Genomic DNA, 16,968 nt, shown 5'->3' on the forward strand with positions numbered 1-16,968 from the left:
TATTACTTTCTTTTCATTTTTATAATGGGATAGGGGTTATCTTAAGGGTAGAGGTAAAAGAAAGGGGGATGGAGAATGATTAAGATGACAAATTTTAAGATGAAAACGGTCAAAGAGGGGGATGTGACATCTCCACAGGGTTTTCAAGCAGTAGGAATTCATTGTGGGATTAAGAAAAAGAGAAAAGATTTAGGGCTAATCCTCTCAGAAGGGCCTGCTGTAAGTGCAGCCGTGTACACGACCAATGCCTTTCAAGCGGCACCTTTGAAAGTGACCCAACAAAGTTTGGCAAAAGGATCTACATTACGGGCGTTAGTCGTAAATAGTGGGAATGCTAATGCTTTTACAGGGGAGCAAGGAATGGTGGATGCATTGATGATGAGAAATGCAGTTGCTGATTCTTTTCAACTTTCCCCTTGGGAAGTAGCCGTTACATCCACTGGTGTCATTGGAGAAAGATTACCAATCGAAAAAATCCTTGCTGGAATCGAGCAATTACCTCATCTACTTGGTGAGAATGGATCATCTTTTTCAGAAGCGATTTTAACAACAGATACCTTTGCAAAATCATTAGCGGTTGAGATTGAAATCGAAGGAAAAACGGTGACGATTGGGGGTACTGCAAAGGGATCTGGGATGATCCATCCGAATATGGCTACGATGCTAGCTTTTGTTACCACTGATGCTAAGATTCATCCTGATGTACTTCAACGTTTATTGCATCATGTGACAGATCAAACCTTTAACATGATTACAGTGGATGGAGATACATCAACAAATGATATGGTTCTCGTTATGGCCAATGGTTTTGCAGGCCATACAGAATTGACTGAAGCTCATCCAGACTGGCCTGTTTTTGTTCATGGGTTTCATTATGTATCAGAACAATTAGCCAAAATGATTGCCCAAGATGGAGAAGGGGCGACAAAGCTGATTGAAGTGGTTGTTCAAGGAGCAGCTACTGAAGAAATGGCTAAAGTGATTGCGAAAAAAATCGTGGGCAGCAATTTAGTAAAAACTGCTGTGTTTGGAGCAGATGGGAACTGGGGCCGCGTAGTGATGGCGATCGGCAATAGCGGATTTTACGTCGATGAGAAACAACTAGATATTACGATTGGTCATACCCTTGTTGTACAAAAAGGAATCGTCATGAATTATGAAGAAGAAGCTGTGACTCAATCTTTTAAGGAAAATAAAGTAAAGATCTTGGTCGATTTAAACCAAGGAGAGCAATCTGCAACTGCTTGGGGGTGTGACTTAACCTATGACTATGTCAAAATCAATGCCTCATACCGTACGTAATCTTAATTCCGAACATGCCCTAGATGCAAAACAAGTCATTGTGATTAAAATTGGTGGAAGTGTGTTAGGAGAGTTATCTGCTGAGTTTTATCAGGAGTTAGTCAAACTGATCGACCAAGGCTGGTTTCCTGTTATCGTACATGGTGGTGGCCCTGCCATTAACCAAATGCTTGCAAAGCTAGGGATTACTTCTTCTTTCATCAATGGGTTAAGGGTAACAGATGGGATAACCTTAGAAGTGGTGCAAATGGTGTTAAATGGAAAAGAAAACAAAGAGATTGTCAAAATGATTCAAATGGCTGGCGGTAATGCCATAGGCTTAAGTGGAATTGATCAACATATGATTGAAGTAGAGCCATTAGACCCTCAATTAGGCTATGTAGGGAAAATAAAACAAATTTCCTGCCACTTGTTCAGTCAGTTACAATTCCAAAATACGATTCCTGTCATTAGTCCGTTAGGAATGGATCAAAAAGGACAGATTTATAATATCAATGCAGATACTGTAGCGCAAGCAATCGCTACTCAACTAAACGCTTCAAAGCTATTGATGGTCTCAGATATTCCTGGAATCTATCAAACGGTAAAAGGAAAGCGGAAAGTCCTTCATCTTTTAACAAGAGAAGAAATCGATCACTTGATTGCAGAACAACATGTATTAGGTGGTATGATTCCCAAGGTGGAGGCCGCTTTACAATGTTTAGATCATGGGATTGACGAAGTTTATATCTTGGATGGGCGAGAAAAAGGGATTTTGACTAAAGTGATTGACCATCAGTTAGTCGGAACAAAAATCTATAAAGCGAGAGGAGCGGTTGGTTGATGAGTGCAGTTTTTCCTACTTATCCGGAAGGTATGATTCGCCCTGTAAAAGGAAAGGGGTGCTGGGTTTGGGATGAAAAAGGAAATAGTTATTTAGATTTTACTTCGGGTATTGGCGTCAACCTACTAGGCCATGTTCCAGAGGAAGTAAAGAAAAAAGTCATCGAACAGCTAGACCAAATCTGGCATACATCCAATTTATTTACGATTTCACCCCAGATGGAATTGGCTAAGAAATTAACCGAAATAAGTGGCCTAGATTATGTTTTCTTTGGAAATAGTGGTGCTGAGGCAAATGAAGCAGCCATTAAATTGGCTAGACGTTACCAACAAAAAGTAAAAAATAGACAAAGGTATCAAATCATTACTTTTCAACAATCCTTTCACGGCAGAACTTTAGCCACATTGACGGCTACAGGGCAAATGAAGGTAAAGGATGGTTTTGATCCATTGCCTTATGGCTTTGTGACGATTCCTTATGGAGATATAGAAGCGTTTGATAAGGCAGTCACCCATGAAACTGCGGCGGTTATGCTGGAAGTGATCCAAGGAGAAGGTGGAATTTATCAAGCCGACTCTATTTGGTTAAGCCATCTGGAACAAGTAGCAAAAGAACATGACATTTTATTGATGGTTGATGAAGTACAAACAGGAATGGGAAGAACAGGAGAGTGGTTTGGATTCCAAAATTATCCAATCAAACCTGATGTTATTACCTTAGCAAAAGGATTAGGCAGTGGTTTTCCAATTGGCGCCATGCTCGGGAGCGAGAAAACGAAAGAAGCTTTTTCTCTTGGAAGCCATGGTTCTACTTTTGGTGGAAATTTTATTGTAACAACGGCTGCATTGGCAACCATTGAAACACTACAAAAAAAGGAAATCCTTTCCCATGTTAAAGAGATTGGGGATGATTTAAAAGAACAACTACAACAAAAATTAAAAAAATACCCTGATTATGTTGAAGTAAGAGGGAAAGGTTTAATGATTGGTATTGAGTGGAAAAAACCTGTTGCCCCATTAGTTGGATTGGCGAAGGAGCAAGGGTTGCTAGTCCTTACAGCTGGACCAAATGTACTCAGATTATTACCCCCATTAAATATTAGTAAAGAAGAAGTGGAACAAGGGATTGACCGCTTAATCAGCAGCATTGAGGCTTGGCAAAAATGAGGAGGTGAAATGAATGAAGGGTTATCTTTTCTTAGAGACAGGAGATTGGTTTGAAGGGGAATGGTTTGGAGCAGAGGTAGAGCAAAGTGGCGAAGTGGTGTTCCAAACCGGAATGACAGGGTACCAAGAAGTGATTACTGACCCTTCCTATGCAGGGCAAATTGTCAATTTTACCTATCCCTTAATCGGTAATTATGGAATCAATACCATCGATGACCAAAGCATCCGTCCTCAGGTTGCTGGAGTGATCGTTGCTGAGTTATGTAAAGAACCTAGCCACCCTCAATATAACCAAACCTTTGAACAGGTTTTAGCGAAATATCAGATTCCTGGTTTATCAGGGATTGATACTAGAGAATTAACAAAGCTGATCCGCAAACATGGCTCTTTAAGGGGGATGATCAGCAAGACCTTGGATTCCTCTTTATTGGCTGATTGGAAAAGAAAACTGGAGCTACAAGAACAAGACGATCAGAAATTTTCAAGAATTAATCTACTTCCTTTAGTAGATCAGGTGAGTACGAGAATTCCCCTTTTTTACCCGAACCAAGGGCCACATGTGGTGGTAATCGATTATGGGGCAAAATTTTCGATTATTGATTCGTTGAAAAGTTTAGGATGCAGCGTGACAGTGGTTCCCTACAACTATCCAGTAAAGGAAATCTTGAAATTAAATCCAGATGGAATTCTTTTATCTAATGGCCCAGGGGATCCAAAAGAGCTTACTCCATTATTACCTGAGATTAAAAAATTGGTCACTTCTTTTCCAACCCTTGGCATCTGTTTAGGCCATCAGTTACTAGCACTTTCTTTTGGGGCAGATACAGAAAAATTACCATTTGGCCATCGTGGTGTAAATCACCCAGTGATTAACCTTGAAACGAATCAAGTATGGATGACTTCACAGAATCATGGTTATGTAGTAAATGATGAATCACTAAAGAAGACAGATTTTATTGTGACCCATCAAAATGTGAATGACCAATCTGTAGAAGGGATGAAGCATCGTTTTCTCCCGATTCAATCCGTGCAATTCCATCCAGAAGCACATCCAGGGCCGATTGAGGCTTTCGAGATCTTTAAGACATTTGTTCAGCTATGTAGCGTAGAAAAAGGAGTTAAACAATATGCCCAAATCTCGTAAAAACTATCGCAAAATATTAGTTATTGGTTCTGGCCCTATTGTGATTGGGCAAGCAGCTGAATTTGATTATGCAGGTACACAAGCCTGTATGGCTTTAAAAGAAGAAGGAATTGAAATTGTACTGGTAAATAATAACCCAGCAACGATCATGACCGATCAGGAAATTGCAGATTATGTTTATTTTGAACCACTTAGTGTAGAGTCGGTAACAAAAATTATAGAACGCGAAAGACCAGATGGCTTGTTAGCTACTTTAGGTGGGCAAACAGGCCTTAATCTTGCCATAGAGCTTGAAAAAGCAGGAGTCTTAACGAAGTATCAAGTCCCTTTGCTTGGAACCACAATTACCTCGATTCAAAAAGGGGAGGATCGAGAGCTTTTTAAACAGACGATGGAGAAAATCGGTGAACCGATCCCAGAGAGCATCATTACGGGTGATGTAGAAGAGGCAGTGAATTTTGCCAAAGAAATTGGTTTTCCTGTGATTGTTCGCCCCGCTTATACATTAGGAGGAACAGGTGGAGGGAAAGCAGAGACAGAGGAAGAATTGCGCAAGGTGGCCACAAGTGGAATCGAAGAAAGTCCTATTCATCAAATTCAGGTAGATAAGAGTTTACTAGGTTGGAAAGAAATTGAATATGAAGTGATGCGAGACCAAGAAGGGAATAGCATTATTGTTTGCAATATGGAAAATATTGACCCAATGGGAATTCATACAGGGGATAGCATTGTGATCGCCCCATCGCAAACTTTAAATGATCGGGAATATCAGATGCTTCGGACAGTCTCATTAAAAGTGATAGAGACGTTAGAAATCATTGGGGGATGTAATATTCAATTTGCATTGCATCCAGATGGAGAACAATACTATATCATCGAAGTCAACCCTCGTGTTAGCCGTTCTAGTGCTTTGGCATCGAAGGCATCAGGTTATCCCATTGCAAGGATTGCCACCAAATTGGCCTTAGGTTATTCTCTTTATGAAATTAAAAATCCGATCACACAACATACTTATGCTAGCTTTGAACCGGCATTAGATTATGTCGTGATTAAATTCCCTAGATGGCCTTTTGATAAGTTTCCTTATATTCATCGTCAATTGGGAACACAAATGAAAGCAACAGGGGAAGTGATGACGATTGATCGAACCTTTGAAGGAGCCTTTTACAAAGCAATTCGTGCCTTAGAAATTGGAAAAGTTGGTTTACTTGATGAAACCTATGTAACATGGTCTGACGAACAATTAGAAAAAGGGATTACACAGGCAGACGATCAGAGAATTTTTCTGATTGCAGAAGCGTTTCATCGAGGAATAAGTATGCAAACGATCCATCGTTGGTCCAATATTCATCCTTTCTTTCTTCATAAGTTTAAGAAAATGGTGGAGATGGAGTTAGAAATAAACGATTGGAAAAAGAATCAAGTTGAAGTGAACCTTGAACGATTGAAAACATTGAAAAGAAAAGGAATCTCTGACCAATTGTTGGCTAAAGGGATTAACCTTTCCGATGCTGAATTATGGAGCCTATGGAAACAACAAAACATTCTACCAAGCTATAAGTCTGTCGATACCTGTGCAGGGGAATTTGAAGCAAAAACCCCCTATTTTTATTCTAGTAGGTTAGGAACAGACGACGAATCCCCTCTTCAAGGGAAAAAGGTGGCGGTGATTGGTTCAGGTCCGATACGAATTGGCCAAGGAATAGAATTTGACTATTGTGCTGTTCATACGGCTCTGACATTAGAACAAGAGGGAATTCAATCTATTATGATTAACGATAATCCTGAAACGGTAAGCACCGATTATCATATGTCTAGCCGCCTTTATATGGAACCTTTAACATTGGAAGATGTGTTACCCATTTTGGAAAAAGAACAGGTGGATGGCGTTGTTTATCAAGTTGGTGGGCAAACAGGGCTAAAATTAGCTAAGCAACTTGAACCTTATTTTCCCTTACTAGGAACTCCAATTGCAACGATTGATCAAATGGAGGACCGAGAACAGTTTAATCAATTTTTGTTTCATGCAGGGATTGAACCCATCCCTGGGCAGATCGTTTGGAAAATGGAAGAACTCCTTCCTGCTGTGACCGAAATTGGATATCCTATTTTAATTCGTCCTTCCTATGTGATCGGTGGGCAATGGATGAGAGTCATTGAGAATCAACAGGAACTGGAACATTATTTAGATCAATTAACTTTCTCTTTATCTGACCAATCTTTCTATCCTTTACTAATCGATCGCTATATTTCAGGGAAAGAGGTAGAGGTAGATGCTGTTTCAGATGGAGAAGATTGGATCATTCCAGCGATCATGGAACATCTGGAACCAGCAGGTATTCATTCGGGAGATAGTACGGCTGTATTACCACCCTTTTCTTTGACGACGATTCAAAAAAAGAAAGTGATTGAAGCGGCAGAAAAGGTATTAAAGCATGGAAATTTCATTGGTTTAGTCAACATTCAAATGATTGTCGATGGCAACCATATCTATGTTTTGGAGGTAAATCCAAGGGCATCGCGAACCATACCTGTCATCAGCAAAGTTACAGGGATTCCGATGATCCAAATTGCAACCCAAGTCCAATTGGGAAAATGTTTAAAGCAATTACCTTATCCGCTAGGAGTACTTCCGGAAAATCCTTTTTATACAGTGAAAGCCCCTGTTTTTTCTAATCGTAAATTACCAGGTCTAACTGATTTACTTGGGCCTGAAATGAAATCAACTGGGGAAATTTTAAGCTTAGGTTGGACATTAGAAGAAGCATTAGCAAAGGTGAGTTCAAATCCTGACTCTCGTTTTCTCCAACCTAGAACATTAACAGAATATCGTACAAAAGGAACAATGAGAGGAGAGGAACTTTATGAGTATCGCCAAAATAGAAGATCAACGACCTTTTGATTTTAATGGGAGGGACTTTTTAACCTTAGCCGATTTTTCAAAGGAAGAAATAGAATATTTTATTTTACTAGGCATCGATTTAAAGGAAAAGTTGAAAAAAGGGGTTCCTTTTAAACCTCTTGCTGGAAAAACATTAGGAATGATCTTTGAAAAATCCTCTACGCGCACAAGGGTCTCTTTTGAGGTAGGAATGGTTCAGCTTGGTGGTTATCCACTATTCTTAAGTAAACAGGATATTCAGCTTGGCCGTGGGGAAACCATCGCCGATACAGCCCGAGTCTTATCACGCTATGTGGATGGGATCATGATGAGGACTGACTCACAACAAAAACTGATTGAGATGGCAAGATATTCTACAGTCCCAATCATTAATGGTCTATCTGATCTTTTCCACCCCACACAAGCGATTGCTGATTTTATGACGATCTATGAACATAAGGGAAAATGGCAGGGATTAAAGTTAGTCTATATCGGGGATGGGAACAATGTGGCACACTCTTTGATGATTACTGGGACTAAACTGGGAATGGATGTGGTAGTGGCAAGTCCAAAAGGGTATGAACCTAATGCCAAAGTGATTCAATTGGCAAAGGAAGAAGCCAATCGTCATGGGGGAAAACTAGAGGTGATCAATGACCCTCAAGTAGCGGTAATCGGGGCTGATATCATCTATACTGATGTTTGGACCAGTATGGGGCAAGAACAAGAAACACGGCTTCGATTAGAACACTTTAAAGGTTTTCAAGTCAACTCTCAGTTATTAAAAGCAGCAGAAAAGGATCATCTTTTCATGCATTGCTTACCTGCCCATCGGGGAGAAGAAGTAACTGATGAGGTCATTGAAGGCTCAAATTCTGTTGTTTTTGATGAGGCAGAGAATCGACTACATGCTCACAAAGCTATTTTAACAGCTTTCATTAGGTGAATTGTGTATTGCAACGAGCTCCGTTGTCCGCCTCTTTATATGATTAAAACAAAAGGTGATAAAGAGGCTCCAAAGGTCGCTTCTTATGCAACACACAATTCACAGTGACTTTATTAAGAGGTGAATCGTGTATTGCAACGAGCTCCGTTGTCCGCCTCTTATGCAACACACAATTCTTTAAAATAAAAATGATTTAGGTCTTTATTTTTTGTCTATGTTGTATTATTATACTTTTATATGAATAAATATAAAAGTATAATAATACCACTCTTTAAGAGTGAGATGAAAGGAAGTTTTGTTAATGGCAAAAGACAAAGTAGTTTTGGCCTATTCTGGTGGTTTAGATACTTCTGTGGCGATTAAATGGCTACAGGAAAAATATAATTATGATGTTATTGCTTTAGCTATGGATGTGGGCGAAGGCAAGGATTTAGATTTTGTTCAAGAGAAGGCTTTAAAGGTTGGAGCGATTAAATCTTATGTAGTGGATGTGAAGAAGGAATTCGCTGAAGAGTTTATTTTGCCAGCATTAAAGGCAAATACCATGTACGAAGGAAAATATCCTTTGGTTTCTGCCTTATCTCGTCCATTGATCGCCAAATGGCTAGTCAAGGTGGCTAGAGAAGAAGGGGCTGTTGCTGTTGCTCATGGTTGTACAGGGAAAGGAAACGACCAAGTACGTTTTGATGTCTCAGTAACTGCATTAGCGCCAGACCTTAAAATCATTGCTCCTGTAAGAGAATGGGCAATGTCTAGGGATGAAGAAATTCAATATGCGGCAAAACATGGGATTCCAATTCCAGTTCAAAAAGAAAATCCGTTTAGCATTGATATGAACATGTGGGGAAGAAGCTGTGAGGCAGGTGTCTTGGAGGATCCATGGGTAGCACCACCTGAAGAAGCCTATGCACTCACTTCATCGATTCAAGATGCCCCTGATCAACCTGAAGAAGTAGAGATTGTGTTTGAAAAAGGGAAGCCTGTTGCCTTAAATGGAGAAGTTCTACCGATGGAAGAGATTATTTTGCAATTGAATAAAATTGCTGGAAAACATGGGGTGGGTCGTATTGACCATGTAGAGAATCGTCTTGTCGGGATTAAATCAAGAGAGATTTATGAAACGCCAGGGGCAACCGTTTTGATTACTGCCCATCAGGCATTAGAAAGCTTAGTTCATCCAAGGGAAATGGCCCACTTTAAGCCGATCATTGAGCAAAAAGTGGCCGATATGATTTATGAAGGATTATGGTTCTCACCACTCATGGATAGCTTAAAAGTATTCATTGATTCTACCCAAGTGATGGTAACAGGTAAAGTAAGAGTGAAACTATTTAAAGGCCACGCAACCGTCGTAGGTCGTAGTTCTGAAGAGTCTCTATATTCCTATGAATTGGCGACATATAATGCCGATGACCAATTCAACCATGAAGCAGCTGTTGGTTTTATCACCTTATTTGGTTTACCAACAAAAGTATTTGCAAAGGTTCACAGGGGGAAAGAGAATGAGTAAAAAAGCATGGGGTGGACGTTTTACTAAATCGACAAACCATTTAGTTGAAGAATATACAGCTTCGATTGGCTTTGATTATAAGTTAGCAGAGGAGGATATTCAAGGAAGTATCGCTCATGCCACCATGCTAGCAACACAAGGCATTATTACAGTAGAAGAGATGGATCTTATCATCCGTGGTTTAAAAGAGATTAAAAAGGAAATTGAAGAAGGGCAATTTGAATTTTCAATTGCCCTTGAAGATATTCATATGAATATCGAAAAACGGTTGATTGAAAAGATTGGGCCTGTTGGCGGAAAGCTTCATACGGCAAGAAGTCGCAATGATCAAGTTGCTTTAGATATGCATCTTTACTTAAAGAAATGGGTTAAACAGCTTGGTATAAGACTAGCAGAGTTGATTGAAGGATTTATTCAAAAAGCGGAGGAAAATATTGATATTATTTTACCTGGCTATACCCATTTGCAAAGGGCTCAACCGATTCTATTTTCCCATCATTTAATGGCCTATGTTTCGATGTTTTTGAGGGATTTAGAACGACTTCAAGATAGTTGGAAGCGAATCGATTTAATGCCTTTAGGAGCAGGAGCGTTAGCTGGAACCACCTTCCCTATCGATCGAAAGCAAGTAGCAGACCTACTTGGTTTTCAAGGAATTTATGCAAATAGTATGGATGCTGTAAGTGATCGGGATTATATCGTTGAATTTTTAAGTCATGCTTCCTTAATGATGATGCATCTATCTAGACTTTCTGAAGAATTGATTTTGTGGTCTAGTCAAGAGTTTCAGTTTGTAGAACTTGATGATGCCTTCTGTACGGGAAGTAGCATTATGCCACAAAAGAAAAATCCAGATGTAGCTGAATTGGTACGTGGGAAAACAGGAAGAGTATATGGGCATCTGATTTCTTTGCTAACCACATTAAAGGGACTGCCTTTAACCTATAACAAGGATATGCAAGAAGACAAGGAAGGAATGTTTGATACGGTTCAGACCTTAGATGGGGCACTTGCTTTAATGAAACCTATGGTTGAAACGATGAAGGTAAATCAGGAAAAAATGGCGAAGTCGGTGAAAGAGGACTTTTCTAATGCAACAGATTATGCTGATTATCTTGTAACAAAGGGAATTCCATTTCGTCAAGCACATGAGATCGTGGGTAAAACCGTACTCTATTGTATTGAACAAAAGAAATATCTTCTTGATTTAACCATAGAAGAGTATCATGCTTTCTCAGATCAAGTTGAAAAGGACATTTACGAAAAATTACAACCAGAGCAAGTGGTGAATGCAAGATCATCATATGGTGGCACAGCAAAGGAATCGGTTTTTGTTCAAATTGAAGAGGCAAAAACAAAATTACAAGATTTACAAGGATTCTTTAGCTAAATTGTACAATTGCAATTATATTTTTATTTTTATAGAAAGGACTGTTATTCCTGTGGAGGAACAGTCTTTTTTCAAAGATTAAGAAAGTATAACTTTCTTCCATTTGTCATTTAGGGGTCTGTATATTCCATAAGCTGCGACATAGCGTGACTAGCAGCTTTAGCTGTGTAGCACGACTTGTACACTTTGTGTGCCTTCAGAAGTGCCCTTCTCTCCTTAATCTTTATTTATAGAAGGGCACGGATGACGGAGCGCAATGGAATATACAAACCTTTTTTCACTTTAGGAAAGTACAAGTGCAACGCTTGGCATAAGCCAAGTTGTTCTTTAAAAAATTAAAATGTTAACTATTGACAAAAATTAAGTTGACAAATAATGAACCTACCTTTATGCTAGAGTTAAAGATTTCCAAATTTTTAGAAACAATCAATGATAATTAGATGTGAAGGTAGGGACGAAAGATGAAATTAAAAGAGATGATGTATGTAGCATTATTTACTGCGGTCGTTGCCGTACTTGGTTATTTACCAGCGATACCACTTGCATTTATACCTGTACCGATTACTGCGCAAACCTTAGGCGTGATGTTGGCAGGATCAGTATTAGGAGCTAAACGAGGTGGTTTAAGTATGCTCGTTCTTGTTCTTTTAGCAGCGGTAGGAGCACCAGTCTTGTCTGGTGGAAGTGGAGGTATATCTGTTTTGCTTGGCCCAACAGGTGGATATGTTTTAAGTTGGCCAATTGCAGCGTTTGTCATAGGTTTATTAGTAGAGCGTTCATGGCAAAATCTTAAGGTTTGGAAGTTGACTCTTTTTCATGTCATTGGTGGTATTCTCATCGTTTATGCGATTGGGATTCCTTATTTAGCTGTCGTGGCCAAGTTGAATATATACGAAGCGCTTATTTCTAACCTTGCTTTTATTCCAGGAGATCTAATTAAAGCGATTGTTGCAGCAGTTGTAGCCATGCAAATGAAAAAATCCTATCCTATCATTCAACCAAGTCAACAGGTGGAAGTTTAAAAAATAGCATAAAGAAAATCTATTAAATAATTAATGTAGTAAAAGGATCTCTACTATGTAAAAAATGTAGAGGTCTTTTTTTGTCTAAAGTTGCCAGAAACTTTGACGAATCCAGTAGCGTTATTTGTGAGTGTTGGGTTATTGTACATATTTACTTTTTTCGTCATTTTTTTCCCGGGAAATATTTTTTCTCACAAAAATAATGAGATAAATACTAGAAAAGTGTCGCTAATGGAAAAATGAGGGTGGGAAAGCATATATTTCTTGAAAATTTTTAAAGGATTTTTTGGAGATATGTCGAAAAGAATAAAAATCCACTTATGAATTTCACCATCTAAGATTATAAGGAAAAGAAGTGAAACTATGATAGAAATGTTTGATGTTTGGAAAACATATCCGAATGGTGTTAATGCCTTACAAGCCATAAATATTAAGATTAACAAAGGTGAATTTGTATATGTTGTTGGCCCTAGTGGTGCCGGTAAATCGACATTTATTAAATTGATGTATCGAGAAGAACGCCCAACGAAAGGTCAAATTTTTTTAAATGGATTTAATGTTGAAAAATTAAAAGAACGACAAATTCCGCAAATTCGTCGTAATATTGGTGTTGTATTTCAAGATTATCGCTTGTTACCCAATTTAACGGCATATGAAAATGTATCTTTTGCAATGGAAGTTATTGAGGCGCCAAAAAAACTGATTCGTAAACGCGTGCCTGAAGTTCTTGAATTAGTTGGTTTAAAAGAAAAAATGAATGCTATGCCAAATCAATTATCAGGTGGGGAACAACAACGAGTTGCATTGGCAAGAGCATTGGTAAATAGCCCTTCCGTGATTATTGCTGATGAACCAACAGGTAATCTTGACCCTGATACTTCATGGGAAATTATGGACCTATTTGAAAAAATCAATTTCCGAGGAACAACGATTGTGATGGCAACGCATAACAAAGTGATCGTGAATAAGTTGAGAAAACGGGTTATTGCGATCGAGAATGGAAGTGTTGTAAGGGATCAGCAGCGAGGTGAATACGGCTATGAATCTTAATACAGTAGGACGACATATAAAAGAAGGCTTTCGAAATATTGGCAGAAATGGTTGGATGACCTTTGCATCAGTAAGTGCGGTAGCGATTACCCTTCTCATATTAGGTGTCTTTCTTTTACTTGCTATGAATGTGAATTATATGACAAAGATTATTGAAGACCAGGTTGAAATTACTGTCGAATTAGACCTAAATGCAAAAGATGCACAAATTAAGGCAATTGAAAACGAGATACGTAATATGGATGGGGTTAAATCCGTTACTTTCATTTCCAAAGAAGAACTTTTAAAACAACTAAAAGAACGTTTAGGAAAAGATGCCTATCTGTTAGAAGGCTTTGATGAAGAAAATTCGCTATACGATAGTTTTCAAGTTCGTGCATTTAATCCCGAGACCACTGGACAGGTTGCAGAAAAAATTGCAAAAATCCAAATGGTTTCTAATGTAGATTATGGAAAAGCTACTGTTGAGAAACTATTTGCTGTCACAAAATGGGTGAGAAACATTGGCTTGGCCTTTACGCTTGGTTTAGCCTTTACAGCAATGTTCTTAATTTCGAATACGATCAAAATTACGATTTACGCCAGAAGAAGAGAAATTCAGATTATGAAGCTGGTAGGAGCAACAAATTGGTTTATACGCTGGCCATTTTTTGTTGAAGGATTTTTACTAGGGGTTTTAGGTTCGATTGGCCCAATCATTCTTTTATACATAGGTTACCGCACTCTATTGGACAAAGTGAATCTATCATTTTTATTCTTTAAGTTTTTACCAGTATATCCATTAACTTATCAAATTTCACTAATCTTAGTTGTAATCGGGGCATTTATTGGAATTTGGGGAAGTATGATGTCAGTGCGGCGATTCCTAAAAATTTAAGGATTTTTAGAATTGAGAATTGAGAATTGAAAACGAAGAATGAAAAATGGGAGAGGAAGGAGAAAAAATAGATGGATAAAAGACGATGGCTGTCATTGGTTCTAACACTAAGTTTATTTTTTTCTATCAGTTTCCCGATGATTGAAACTAAAGCCGTGAGCAAATCGCAGCAATTGGACAAGCAGATCCAACAAATTCAGCAAAAAAAGAAAGAGGCTGCAAATAAAGCAAGAAACATTGACAAGCAAATAAAGCAAATTAATTCAACAAAAGAAAGCATTCAAAAAGAGCTTGTTTCCTTAGAGACACAAATTAACGAAACAGAAAATAAAATTTTTACATTAGAAGGTCAAATTGAAAAAGTGACCACTCAAGCAAAGGAAGCTGCTAATCAATTAGAGTTAGCAGAAAAAAGAGTAGAAGAACGGGACGATCTATTAAGAACAAGGGTGCGATTGATGGCACGTAATAGAGATGTTGATTACCTTGATGTTCTTTTAGGGGCTACAAGTTTTTCAGATTTCTTACAAAGATTTAATATCCTACAAAAAATAGTAGATTCAGATAAAAAAATACTAGAAGAAAATATTAAAGACCGTAACACAATCGTGGAGAAGAAAAAAGAGATTGAACGTTCATTAGCTAGATTGGAACAGTTATTTGGAGAAACCGAGAATTTAAGAAAAACATTAGTTGCTAAGAAAGAAGAAAGAAAGGTGAAAATTGCCTCACTCAACCAACAGGCACAAGAATTAGCTGAATTTAAAGAAGAAGAACAAAATCTAGTAAAAGAATTAGCTGAAAAAGAAGCTGCTTTATTAAGGGAAAAAAATAAATTAAATATTAAATATAGTGGCGGGAAGTTTGCTTGGCCATTACCTGCTAGTACTAGAATTACTTCAGATTTTGGTTTGAGAATCCATCCTATAACTGGTAAAAAGACTGGTCACGACGGAATTGATATCGGTGCCCCACAAGGAAAAGATATTGTTGCAGCAGATGATGGGGTTGTTATCCTTGCTACTTATGTGAGTGGTTACGGGAATACAGTGATGATTGATCATGGGAGTGGTATTTGGACGTTGTATGGACACATACGAAATGGTGGAATTAAAGTAAAAGTAGGTCAAGAAGTGAAAAAAGGAGAAAAAATTGCTGAAGTTGGTTCTACTGGACGTTCTACTGGTCCACATTTACATTTTGAGGTTCAGAAAAATAAACAGGCTGTCAATCCATGGAATTATTTAAAAAAATAACTTCATATTTTGTACATGCCCATCATATAATGTAAATAGTCTAACGAAGGTGGTGCGTGGAATTGATGGTTAAGGGTCGTACATTATTAATCCTACTTGTACTATCAATTGTACTAAGTAGTTTGGTCACTGCAATGGTTGTTGATGGGAATGGAATCGTGATAAACCAACCATCTGGAACTGAATCCGTTCCGAAAGAGATGAATAAACTAGTTGATGTTTATCAGACCATATTACAATCATATGTTGAAAAGAAAAATGGAAACGAACTAATCGATGGGGCAATTAGAGGTATGGTTCAGTCCTTAAATGATCCACATTCCACATATATGGATGCGAAAGAATCTAAGGATTTTTTCGGAAGTTTAAATGATTCTTTTGAAGGGATTGGGACAGAGGTAACGATTGAAAATGGTAAAATCACTGTGATCGCGCCAATAAAAGGGAGTCCTTCTGAAAAAGCAGGAATTCGACCTAGAGACCAAATCATTAAAGTGAATGGCGAGTCTTTAGAAGGGCTTAATTTAATCGAAGCGGTTAGCAAAATTAGAGGACCAAAAGGGACAAAAGCAGTGTTAGAAATTGTTCGCCCAGGTATAGAGGCACCAATTGAGATAACTGTAATACGTGATGAAATTCCAATTGAAACCGTTTATTCAAGCACGATTTCTTCCAAAAAAGGAACATTGGGTAAAATTGAAATTACGAATTTTGGTGAGAATACAGCAGCGGAATTTAAAAAGGCTTTAAAAGACTTAGAAAGCAAGGGTATTAAAGGTTTAATTATTGATGTTCGCGGGAATCCCGGTGGATACCTACAGAGTGTATTAGAGATTGGGAATTTAGTTGTCCCAAATAAAGGGATTATTGTTCAAGTAGAGGACCGTAACAAAAAAAGAGAACAATATCATTCTGAAATGGAACAACCAAGCTACCCGATTGTTTCTCTAATTAACGGTGGAAGTGCCAGTGCTGCTGAAATATTAGTAGCTGCATTACAAGAGGCTGGACATTACCCAGTCGTTGGAGAGCCTTCCTTTGGTAAAGGTACGGTACAGAATCCTTTTGAACTTTCGGATGGCAGTAATGTTAAATTGACAGTTGCAAAATGGTTAACACCAAATGGAAATTGGATTCATCAAAAGGGAATTCAACCTGATGTGAAGATGGAACAGCCTGAATATTTCCATGCAGCACCATTTCCAGAAGATATTCAATTAAAACGAGATACAAATAGTAATGATGTGAAAAATCTACAGATTATATTGAATGGGTTAGGCTATAAAACAGGAAGAACTGATGGGTACTTTGATCAAGAGACAGTCTTAGCTGTTCAAGCCTTCCAAAAAGCAAATGGATTAAACGCAAGTGGTGTAGTGGATCAAGTCACTGCTAACAAGCTTCAAGATAAAATCATTGAACGAATTAGAGATCCAAAAAATGATTTGCAGCTTCAAGTAGCCATTGAAACATTATTAAAAGCAATAAAATAGAAAAGCAGGAAATCGAAATCCAAGTATCGAATAAATACCACATAGGATGATGTGGTATTTTTCATTGGCTATTTTATGCAAAATGATCAAGGGAAGGAAGTCATATGA

General features: G+C 38.2%; 13 protein-coding genes. All 13 read left to right on the forward strand.

The window, feature by feature from the left end; all coding sequences use genetic code 11:
- The first annotated feature begins 75 nt into the window (after positions 1-75).
- The 13 genes from argJ to BEN26_RS03045 all read left to right on the forward strand — a co-directional run bounded on the left by argJ (position 76) and on the right by BEN26_RS03045 (position 16,860).
- Positions 76-1,302, forward strand: coding sequence for a bifunctional ornithine acetyltransferase/N-acetylglutamate synthase (argJ, locus tag BEN26_RS02985; protein ID WP_069801010.1), 1,227 nt, complete (start codon positions 76-78; stop codon positions 1,300-1,302).
- Positions 1,265-2,125 carry an acetylglutamate kinase gene (gene argB, locus BEN26_RS02990; protein ID WP_181482172.1) on the forward strand — a complete coding sequence of 287 codons (861 nt, stop codon included), beginning with the start codon at positions 1,265-1,267 and terminating at the stop codon, positions 2,123-2,125. The genes argJ and argB overlap by 38 nt, the downstream gene beginning before the upstream one ends.
- A complete protein-coding gene (locus BEN26_RS02995; RefSeq protein WP_069801008.1) occupies positions 2,125-3,291 on the forward strand; it encodes an aspartate aminotransferase family protein in 1,167 nt (388 codons plus the stop codon). The genes argB and BEN26_RS02995 overlap by 1 nt, the downstream gene beginning before the upstream one ends.
- Before the next feature lie 13 nt (positions 3,292-3,304).
- The gene (locus tag BEN26_RS03000) at positions 3,305-4,435 is read left to right on the forward strand and encodes a carbamoyl phosphate synthase small subunit (RefSeq protein ID WP_069801007.1); all 1,131 of its coding nucleotides are present in this window, start codon (positions 3,305-3,307) and stop codon (positions 4,433-4,435) included.
- Positions 4,419-7,337: a carbamoyl-phosphate synthase (glutamine-hydrolyzing) large subunit gene (gene carB, locus BEN26_RS03005; RefSeq protein ID WP_069801006.1), complete on the forward strand. Its 2,919-nt coding sequence runs from the start codon at positions 4,419-4,421 to the stop codon at positions 7,335-7,337. Before BEN26_RS03000 ends, carB begins: the two co-directional genes overlap by 17 nt.
- Positions 7,300-8,262 carry an ornithine carbamoyltransferase gene (gene argF / locus BEN26_RS03010; RefSeq protein ID WP_069801005.1) on the forward strand — a complete coding sequence of 321 codons (963 nt, stop codon included), beginning with the start codon at positions 7,300-7,302 and terminating at the stop codon, positions 8,260-8,262. Before carB ends, argF begins: the two co-directional genes overlap by 38 nt.
- Before the next feature lie 301 nt (positions 8,263-8,563).
- Positions 8,564-9,772: an argininosuccinate synthase gene (locus BEN26_RS03015; protein ID WP_069801004.1), complete on the forward strand. Its 1,209-nt coding sequence runs from the start codon at positions 8,564-8,566 to the stop codon at positions 9,770-9,772.
- Entirely contained in the window at positions 9,765-11,162 is a 1,398-nt protein-coding gene (gene argH, locus BEN26_RS03020) for an argininosuccinate lyase (protein ID WP_069801003.1), read from the forward strand. Before BEN26_RS03015 ends, argH begins: the two co-directional genes overlap by 8 nt.
- A 461-nt stretch (positions 11,163-11,623) precedes the next feature.
- Entirely contained in the window at positions 11,624-12,184 is a 561-nt protein-coding gene (locus BEN26_RS03025) for a biotin transporter BioY (RefSeq protein ID WP_069801001.1), read from the forward strand.
- A gap of 363 nt (positions 12,185-12,547) precedes the next feature.
- Positions 12,548-13,234, forward strand: coding sequence for a cell division ATP-binding protein FtsE (ftsE, locus tag BEN26_RS03030; protein ID WP_069800999.1), 687 nt, complete (start codon positions 12,548-12,550; stop codon positions 13,232-13,234).
- Positions 13,224-14,111, forward strand: a complete 888-nt coding sequence (gene ftsX, locus BEN26_RS03035) for a permease-like cell division protein FtsX (RefSeq protein WP_068726154.1) — start codon at positions 13,224-13,226, stop codon at positions 14,109-14,111. The genes ftsE and ftsX overlap by 11 nt, the downstream gene beginning before the upstream one ends.
- A gap of 71 nt (positions 14,112-14,182) precedes the next feature.
- On the forward strand, positions 14,183-15,367 hold the full coding sequence (locus BEN26_RS03040) for a murein hydrolase activator EnvC family protein (RefSeq protein ID WP_069800997.1): 1,185 nt from the start codon (positions 14,183-14,185) through the stop codon (positions 15,365-15,367).
- A 65-nt stretch (positions 15,368-15,432) separates the two neighbouring features.
- Positions 15,433-16,860: a S41 family peptidase gene (locus tag BEN26_RS03045; RefSeq protein ID WP_069801077.1), complete on the forward strand. Its 1,428-nt coding sequence runs from the start codon at positions 15,433-15,435 to the stop codon at positions 16,858-16,860.
- Positions 16,861-16,968: the final 108 nt, after the last annotated feature.

The organism is Tepidibacillus sp. HK-1 (assembly GCF_001748485.2).
GTDB lineage: Bacteria > Bacillota > Bacilli > Tepidibacillales > Tepidibacillaceae > Tepidibacillus_B > Tepidibacillus_B infernus.

Excerpts from the sequence above, each read along its gene's own strand:
- argF (WP_069801005.1), top strand. The coding sequence starts at position 7,300 with ATGAGTATCGCCAAAATAGAAGATCAACGACCTTTTGATTTTAATGGG.
- BEN26_RS03025 (WP_069801001.1), top strand. The coding sequence starts at position 11,624 with ATGAAATTAAAAGAGATGATGTATGTAGCATTATTTACTGCGGTCGTT.
- argJ (WP_069801010.1), top strand. The coding sequence starts at position 76 with ATGATTAAGATGACAAATTTTAAGATGAAAACGGTCAAAGAGGGGGAT.
- ftsE (WP_069800999.1), top strand. The coding sequence starts at position 12,548 with ATGATAGAAATGTTTGATGTTTGGAAAACATATCCGAATGGTGTTAAT.
- BEN26_RS03040 (WP_069800997.1), top strand. The coding sequence starts at position 14,183 with ATGGATAAAAGACGATGGCTGTCATTGGTTCTAACACTAAGTTTATTT.
- BEN26_RS03015 (WP_069801004.1), top strand. The coding sequence starts at position 8,564 with ATGGCAAAAGACAAAGTAGTTTTGGCCTATTCTGGTGGTTTAGATACT.
- BEN26_RS02995 (WP_069801008.1), top strand. The coding sequence starts at position 2,125 with ATGAGTGCAGTTTTTCCTACTTATCCGGAAGGTATGATTCGCCCTGTA.
- argB (WP_181482172.1), top strand. The coding sequence starts at position 1,265 with ATGACTATGTCAAAATCAATGCCTCATACCGTACGTAATCTTAATTCC.
- BEN26_RS03045 (WP_069801077.1), top strand. The coding sequence starts at position 15,433 with ATGGTTAAGGGTCGTACATTATTAATCCTACTTGTACTATCAATTGTA.
- ftsX (WP_068726154.1), top strand. The coding sequence starts at position 13,224 with ATGAATCTTAATACAGTAGGACGACATATAAAAGAAGGCTTTCGAAAT.
- BEN26_RS03000 (WP_069801007.1), top strand. The coding sequence starts at position 3,305 with ATGAAGGGTTATCTTTTCTTAGAGACAGGAGATTGGTTTGAAGGGGAA.
- argH (WP_069801003.1), top strand. The coding sequence starts at position 9,765 with ATGAGTAAAAAAGCATGGGGTGGACGTTTTACTAAATCGACAAACCAT.
- carB (WP_069801006.1), top strand. The coding sequence starts at position 4,419 with ATGCCCAAATCTCGTAAAAACTATCGCAAAATATTAGTTATTGGTTCT.